Origin of the sequence: Gordonia sp. 852002-10350_SCH5691597 (assembly GCF_001665715.1) — a bacterium.
Classification (GTDB): Bacteria; Actinomycetota; Actinomycetes; order Mycobacteriales; family Mycobacteriaceae; genus Gordonia; species Gordonia sputi.
Genome location: NZ_LZMO01000078.1, coordinates 1 through 7,175 on the forward strand (window position 1 = coordinate 1; position 7,175 = coordinate 7,175).

8 protein-coding genes and 1 riboswitch are annotated in these 7,175 nt (G+C 64.9%); of the genes, 7 read left to right on the forward strand and 1 reads right to left on the reverse strand.

Annotated features, from left to right (window positions below):
• The first annotated feature begins 60 nt into the window (after positions 1-60).
• The 4 genes from A5777_RS05645 (at position 61) to A5777_RS05660 (ending at position 2,762) form a co-directional block, all read left to right on the forward strand.
• Entirely contained in the window at positions 61-1,209 is a 1,149-nt protein-coding gene (locus tag A5777_RS05645; protein ID WP_082933557.1) for a GNAT family N-acetyltransferase, read from the forward strand.
• Positions 1,209-1,748, forward strand: coding sequence for a ribonuclease domain-containing protein (locus tag A5777_RS05650; RefSeq protein ID WP_005206701.1), 540 nt, complete (start codon positions 1,209-1,211; stop codon positions 1,746-1,748). Before A5777_RS05645 ends, A5777_RS05650 begins: the two co-directional genes overlap by 1 nt.
• Before the next feature lie 10 nt (positions 1,749-1,758).
• Positions 1,759-2,298 (forward strand): barstar family protein, encoded by a 540-nt coding sequence (locus tag A5777_RS05655; protein WP_005206702.1) that lies wholly within the window; start codon positions 1,759-1,761, stop codon positions 2,296-2,298.
• A gap of 161 nt (positions 2,299-2,459) precedes the next feature.
• Positions 2,460-2,762 carry a GlsB/YeaQ/YmgE family stress response membrane protein gene (locus A5777_RS05660; RefSeq protein ID WP_005206703.1) on the forward strand — a complete coding sequence of 101 codons (303 nt, stop codon included), beginning with the start codon at positions 2,460-2,462 and terminating at the stop codon, positions 2,760-2,762.
• Between the two features lie 42 nt (positions 2,763-2,804).
• On the opposite strand, the gene A5777_RS05665 is transcribed toward A5777_RS05660, so the two are convergent.
• A complete protein-coding gene (locus A5777_RS05665) occupies positions 2,805-3,152 on the reverse strand; it encodes a GNAT family N-acetyltransferase (protein WP_005206704.1) in 348 nt (115 codons plus the stop codon).
• Between the two features lie 334 nt (positions 3,153-3,486).
• A riboswitch (TPP riboswitch) is annotated at positions 3,487-3,597 on the forward strand.
• Between A5777_RS05665 and thiC the strand changes: the two genes are divergently transcribed.
• From thiC to A5777_RS05680, 3 genes are all read left to right on the forward strand, one after another.
• Entirely contained in the window at positions 3,591-5,291 is a 1,701-nt protein-coding gene (gene thiC, locus A5777_RS05670) for a phosphomethylpyrimidine synthase ThiC (protein WP_005206705.1), read from the forward strand. It overlaps the preceding riboswitch by 7 nt.
• Positions 5,288-6,151, forward strand: coding sequence for a bifunctional hydroxymethylpyrimidine kinase/phosphomethylpyrimidine kinase (thiD, locus tag A5777_RS05675; protein ID WP_005206706.1), 864 nt, complete (start codon positions 5,288-5,290; stop codon positions 6,149-6,151). Before thiC ends, thiD begins: the two co-directional genes overlap by 4 nt.
• Positions 6,152-6,237: 86 nt before the next feature.
• Positions 6,238-7,044, forward strand: coding sequence for an HAD-IIA family hydrolase (locus A5777_RS05680; protein WP_005206707.1), 807 nt, complete (start codon positions 6,238-6,240; stop codon positions 7,042-7,044).
• Positions 7,045-7,175 lie beyond the last annotated feature (131 nt).

Genomic DNA, 7,175 nt, shown 5'->3' on the forward strand with positions numbered 1-7,175 from the left:
CGCACGTCTTCGTCACCCACCTGCACCCCGACCCATCGACCCCCACCGACGGGACACGCGATGAGCGAGCAACCCTCGAGTCCCGATCCGGCACGTCTTCCCCCTGCACGTCTGCCCCCTGCACGTCTTCCCACCGACGCCTACCCCGGCGACCGCGTCGTCGTGCGGTATCTGCTCGGCGACGCGACACCCGCAGACTGGCGGCACTCACCGAATCCGGCTCCCGCGTCGACGGCAGCGCCCACGATGTCCGACGTCACGGGGTTTCTGGTGGAACGCCCCGATACCGAACGCACCGATGCCGAATGCACCGATACCGAACGCCCCGATACCGGGGACCTCGACTCGACGCTGCTGATCGAACGCGACGGAACGGTCGAGTCCATCCCCCGCGAGTCGGTCGTGTCGATTCGCCTCCTGTCGGCACAACCGGTGCGCAACAGCGCGATTCGCGACCTCGAGCATGCAGCGGCGCTCGCATGGCCGGGCGTCGAGTCGACGTGGATCGACGGCTGGCTGGCGCGTGCGGGTGCAGGATTCTCCCGTCGCGCGAATTCTGCTGTGCCACTGGACCGTTCAGCACGCGCCGACGCCCCCACGCTGCGCGCCCTCACCTCCTGGTACGCCGAACGGGACCTGCCCGTCCTACTGGCGCTGCCCGAGCGACTGATCGCCGCGCGCACAGTAGGGGGCGAACCGGCCAGCCCGACGGTTCACATCCTGACCCGCACCCTCGACGACTTTCCCGGTGCCACAGATGATTTCCCAGGTATGACAACGGGACTCGGCATCACGGGAGAACTCGACGTCGAACTCGCTCCGACGCCGAGCGCACGGTGGGCACAGTCGTACAGCCGCGGTCGAGACACCGATCTCGTTGCCGCCGTGGTCGGTTCGGCACAGGGGCCGGTGACGTTCGCGACGGTCGTCGACGAGAGCGGGACGCTGATCGCGACCGGCCGAGCAGCCGTCACCTCGTCGCCGTCCGGCGTCGCGTGGCTCGGCATCACCGCGCTGTGGACCGAGCCGTCCCACCGTCGGCGCCATATCTCTGACGCCGTACTCGCCCGCCTGATGACCTGGGGAATCACGCACGACGCGCAGTCGGCGTACGTACAGGTCGAAGCAGACAACGCTGTTGCCGGACGCTGGTATCGCAGAAGGGGATTCGCCTTGCACCACACCTCTCACTACGAGTCGATCGCCTGATGTCGGCACGTAAGCCGACGGTCGCGCAGCGTCGTCGACAAGCCGTGGTGTCGGCCGTCGCGCTGGTCGTGATCGCGCTCGTCGTCGTAGCGACGTGGCTGATCAACCGATCCGACGACTCGAACTCCGCCGCCCAGTCGGCCTCATCGACGTCATCCACCGCGAAGCCGTCGTCGAAGAAGCAGTCGGGCACAGCTTCTCAGGGCGGCACCGCCTCTCGGACAACGGTGGCACCGACCGCGGCGGCATCGGTTCCGGCGCAGGTGACCAAGACGCTGTCGCTCATCGACGCCGGTAAGTGGCCGCCAGACGACGCGTCGGGGACCAAGGGCGGGACCAACTTCGGGAACTTCGAGGGTCGGCTGCCGAAGAAGACGTCCTCGGGTAAGCGGATCACCTACACCGAGTGGGACGTCAACCGTCGCGAAGCGGGAAGAAGCCGCGATGCGGAACGTATCGTGACGGGAAGCGACGGTTCCGCCTGGTATACCTCCGACCACTACAACACCTTCGTCCAGATCCGAGGCCCCAACCGATGAGCCAACTCCGATGACCTCAGGCGCGGGAGGCGACAGCATCTCCGACACCGGCATTCCCCTGGCGCGTTTCCTCGACGCCGCGTCCCGGAAGGGGCCCGCCGTCGGACTCTGGGTGGGCAGCCGACCACCGAGCGCGCCGTCGTCGTACGAGTACCGCGAGGTGACCGGCCGAACGATGACCACCGTCAATGGTCTCTACGAAACCTATGCGCGCGCATGGGATTTCCCCGACTACTTCGGACACAATGCCGATGCGTTCGACGAGTGCATGCGCGAACTCGACGACTCCGCCGGCCCCACCGACAGTCCCGCGGGGTACCTGACCGATATCGTCGACGCCGACCGCCTGCTCGCCACCGACCGCGAGGCCTTCGACTGGTTCGCGACGTCGCAGCTCCGCTTCCGCGACCACTATCGCGACGTCGCCGTGCCGCACAGAACCTTTGCGACGCTGCTCGAAACCTCGGCAGATCGACGACGCGAGCTGATCACCCGTTGGCGTCGTGCGGGAGTCACCGTCGTCACCGTCGGCGACGACCGTCGACTCTGAGGTAAACCACCCAGAGACAACCGACGCTGAGGCAGCCCACCCTGAGACAAACGACCCACTACAGCGCATGTGGCCGAATGCTTGTTGCACCGTGCCGCACAGGGTTACGTTGACATCACCCCTGCAGACAGACGGGGAACCCACGACGTAGGGAGTCGATCATGACCATTCTCGCCGCTACCGAGGTACTCGCACGATCGACGACGACGACAAGCGTCGGCTGGATCGGCTACATCATCATCGGCGCCATTGCCGGATGGATCGCCGGAAAGATCGTCAAGGGCGGCGGATCAGGAATCCTGATGAACATCGTCATCGGCATCGTCGGTGCACTGATCGGCGGATTCCTGCTCAGCTTCTTCGTCGACACAGCGTCCGGCGGTTGGTGGTTCACACTCTTCACCGCTGTTCTCGGCGCAGTGATCCTGCTGTGGATCGTCGGGTTGGTACAGAGCAGGCGCTGAGTTCATTCGGGCCGGGCCTGTCGGGGCAGGCCCGGCTCGCTCTCAGGCGGGAGCGAGCGGAACAACCCCGGGATGTCCGTCGAGATAGTGCTTGGTGAACGTGCACACCGGGCGCAAGCGGGCGCCCTGGGCCTTGGCATAACTGATCACGCTGCGCGTCAGGCCGGTACCGAGGCCGTGACCGGTGTATTCGTCGTAGAGCACCGTGTGGAGAACGGTCAGCGTTGTCTCGCCGTCGACCGTCTCGCTGGAGTATCCGAGAACGCCGACGAGGTCGCCCGCCACCCATAGCTCAAATCTGTCGCGGGTGGGGTTGTGCACGACCTGCGCTATCTGCTGCAGGATCGATCGGGCCGACTGGGTCGGCCGCTGGTGATACTTCCGGTGCATGGCTCGTCCATCCCCTCTTCAGGCTCGTTCGCAGCGTCTACACAGCTCACTGAGCGCTGCGTCCGGTTCCCCTCCGGGCACGACGGTGTGTGATCGCAGTCACATCGTAACCTGCGGAAGCGTAGCTTCAAGGGCTTTGAGACGAGACCACCGGTATCGAGACGGATTCATCGCAAACGTTCGCCCGCGGTTCACCCGCGCGTGACGTGACGTGACGTCGACGACGCGCGCATGCGACACTACGACGCACCGCGTTCGACGGCCCGGCGGTAGGGCTTACGCCCGGCTTCCTGACGCATCGGCAGCAAGCCAGTACAGTGAACTGCGCACACAACCGAATCAACGCGGGGGCTCTCACGTAACCGAGGGCTGAGATGGCGGCAGGCGGCCGCTGACCGCATGAACCTGTCCGGGTAATGCCGGCGTAGGGAGAATCTCATGGGCACACGTGTATCCGGCGGCAGCAATTCCGCGTACAAGGTCGACTCCGACATCCTGACCACGGGACCGATCGAGGGCAGCACCAAGCACTACGTCGACGTCGACGGGCTCCGAGTTCCGCAGCGACGCATCAACCTCACCAACGGTGAGCACCTCGATGTCTACGACACCTCGGGTCCCTACACCGACTCCACCGCGGTGATCGACGTCGAGGCAGGCCTTGCCCGTACCCGCGACGAGTGGCACCGTCCCGACCCCGTCGACGGAGCGTCGACCCAACTCGCTTGGGCACGAGCCGGACTCGTCACCGACGAGATGCGTTTCATCGCCGCACGCGAGAACGTCGACGTCGAACTCGTGCGCAGTGAGGTCGCTGCCGGACGCGCGGTGATCCCGGCCAACCACCGCCATCCCGAGTCCGAACCGATGATCATCGGCAAGGCGTTCGCGGTGAAAATCAATGCGAATATCGGCAATTCGGCGGTGACCAGTTCCATCGCGGAAGAGGTCGAGAAGATGGTGTGGGCGACACGCTGGGGCGCCGACACCATCATGGATCTGTCCACCGGCGACGACATCCACCTCACCCGCGAGTGGATCATGCGCAATTCCCCTGTCCCCGTTGGCACGGTCCCGATCTACCAGGCGCTGGAGAAGGTCAAGGGCGATCCCACCAAGCTGACGTGGGAGATGTACCGCGACACCGTGATCGAGCAGGCCGAGCAGGGCGTCGACTACATGACGGTGCACGCGGGCGTGCTGCTGCGCTACGTACCCCTGACGGCTCGCCGGGTAACCGGAATCGTCTCGCGCGGCGGGTCGATCATGGCTGCGTGGTGCCTCGCCCACCACGAAGAGTCGTTCCTGTACACGCATTTCGACGAGCTGTGCGAGATCTTCGCGCGCTACGACATCACCTTCTCACTCGGCGACGGGCTGCGTCCGGGCTCGATCGCCGACGCCAACGACGAGGCACAGTTCGCCGAACTGCGCACGCTCGGTGAGTTGACCCGCATCGCGAAATCCCATGGCGTGCAGGTGATGATCGAGGGCCCCGGCCATATCCCGATGCACAAGATCGTCGAGAATGTGCGCCTCGAAGAGGAGTTGTGCGAGGAGGCGCCGTTCTACACCCTCGGCCCACTCGCCACCGACATCGCGCCCGCATACGACCACATCACCTCGGCGATCGGTGCGGCGATGATCGCGCAAGCCGGGACAGCCATGCTCTGCTACGTCACGCCGAAGGAACACCTCGGCCTTCCCGACCGCGACGACGTGAAGGTCGGTGTGATCACCTACAAGATCGCGGCCCACTCTGCCGATCTGGCCAAAGGCCACCCGCGAGCACAGGAACGCGACGACGCATTGAGCAAGGCGCGCTTCGAGTTTCGCTGGACAGACCAGTTCAACCTCGCACTCGACCCCGACACGGCACGCGAGTACCACGACGAAACCCTGCCCGCGGAGCCCGCCAAGACGGCTCACTTCTGCTCGATGTGCGGCCCGAAGTTCTGCTCGATGCGTATCTCGGCCGACGTACGGGCGTACGCAGAGGAGCACAATCTGGTGACAGCAGAAGACATCGACCGACGAATCGAGCAGGAGATGGCAGCGAAGTCCGCCGAGTTCGCCGACGCCGGCAACCGCGTCTACCTGCCGATCGATGCGACATCGGGAGCCGCAAGCAGATCATGACGACACCACTGTTGCCCACCACCGAACCGGGGGCCACACCCGTCCGGGTGATGACCATCGCGGGTTCGGACTCCGGTGGCGGCGCCGGAATCCAAGCGGACATGCGAACTTTCGCGTTGCTCGGACTACACGGACTCGTCGCGGTCACCGCGGTGACGGTGCAGAACTCGGTGGGCGTCAGCGGCTTTCAGGAGATCGATCCGGAGATCGTCTCGGCGCAGATCCGCAGTGTCGTCACCGATATCGGGACGAGTGCCGTCAAGACCGGCATGCTGGCGTCGGGACCGATCATCGACGCCGTCGCCGACGCCTGCGCGGAACGCGGTATCGGCCGTGGCGGCGACACCCCGCTCGTCGTCGACCCGGTCTGTGCGTCGATGCACGGCGATCAGCTGCTCGCCGACGATGCGCTGGACGTGTTGCGGCGCAGACTTTTTCCTCTCGCCACGGTCGTCACACCCAACCTCGACGAGGTGCGACTGCTGACGGGCATCGAGGTCGTCGACGCTGCGTCGCAGCGCAAGGCAGCCGTCGAATTGCACGGGTTGGGTCCGCAGTGGGCACTGGTCAAAGGTGGCCACCTGCGTTCGAGTTCGCTCAGTCCCGACCTGCTGTACGACGGCACCGACTTCCTCGAATTCGCGACCGCTCGCGTCGACACGCCGCACGATCACGGCGCGGGCGACACGCTTGCAGCTGCGATCGCGTGCGCTCTCGCGCACGGATATGCCTTGCCGGACGCCATCGATTTCGCGAAGCAGTGGGTTACCCGCGGCCTGCGCTCGGCCTATCCTCTCGGAGCCGGACACGGCCCTGTCAATCCGCTGTGGCGTGTCGACAACGACGTCCGACGTGCGTGAACGGGAATCGTCTGAGAGGTAGCGGACCAATAACAGTCCGCTACATCTCGCGATAAACGTCCCGAAGCTCACCGTAGGGTGAGGCCATGGGCTGGACGTTTCTCATGGACATGGACGGCGTGTTGACGAACGAGGATCACCTCGTTCCCGGCGCAGACGATTTCATCGCGGAATTACGCAACAACGACATTCCTTTTTCGGTTCTCACCAACAACTCGATCCGCACGGCACGCGACCAGCACGCTCGGTTGCTGCAGATCGGCCTCGACATTCCGGAGGAATCGATCTGGACTTCGGGAATGGCGACGGCGGACTTTCTCGCGTCACAGGATCAGGGCGACACCGCGTTCGTCATCGGCGAATCTGGGCTGACCACTCCCCTGTACGAGAAGGGTTTTGTGACGACGGAGACCAATCCCGACTACGTGGTGCTCGGCGAGACGCGCATGTACTCGTTCGAGGCGATCACCAGCGCGATCCGCATGATCGAGCGCGGTTCGAAGTTCATCGCCACCAACCCCGACGTGACGGGACCGTCGCACGACGGCTCGATCCCGGCGACCGGAGCCGTGGCCGCGATGATCTCCAAGGCGACCGGACGCGAGCCGTACTACGTGGGCAAGCCCAATCCGATCATGATGCGATCGGCACTTCGACGCCTCGGCTCACATTCGGAGAACACCCTGATGATCGGCGACCGCATGGACACCGACATCATCGCGGGCCTCGAATCGGGAATGCGCACGATCCTGGTGCTCAGCGGAATCTCCACCCGGGAGTCCGTCGAGAAGTATCCCTACCGCCCCACACTCATCCTGGATTCGGTCAACGACCTCGTCGGCCACACCGACGATCCCTTCGGCGACGCGGTCACGCCGGACTCGTCGACGTAACCCTGCCGACCGTCGCACACTGCACCGTGATGAATGCGAAAGTGCCCGCCCCGAATTCGGGGCGGGCACTTTCGCGTGTTGTCGAAATTCAGCTCGATGCCGTCAGCTCGAGGCCAGTGCCTTCGATTTGC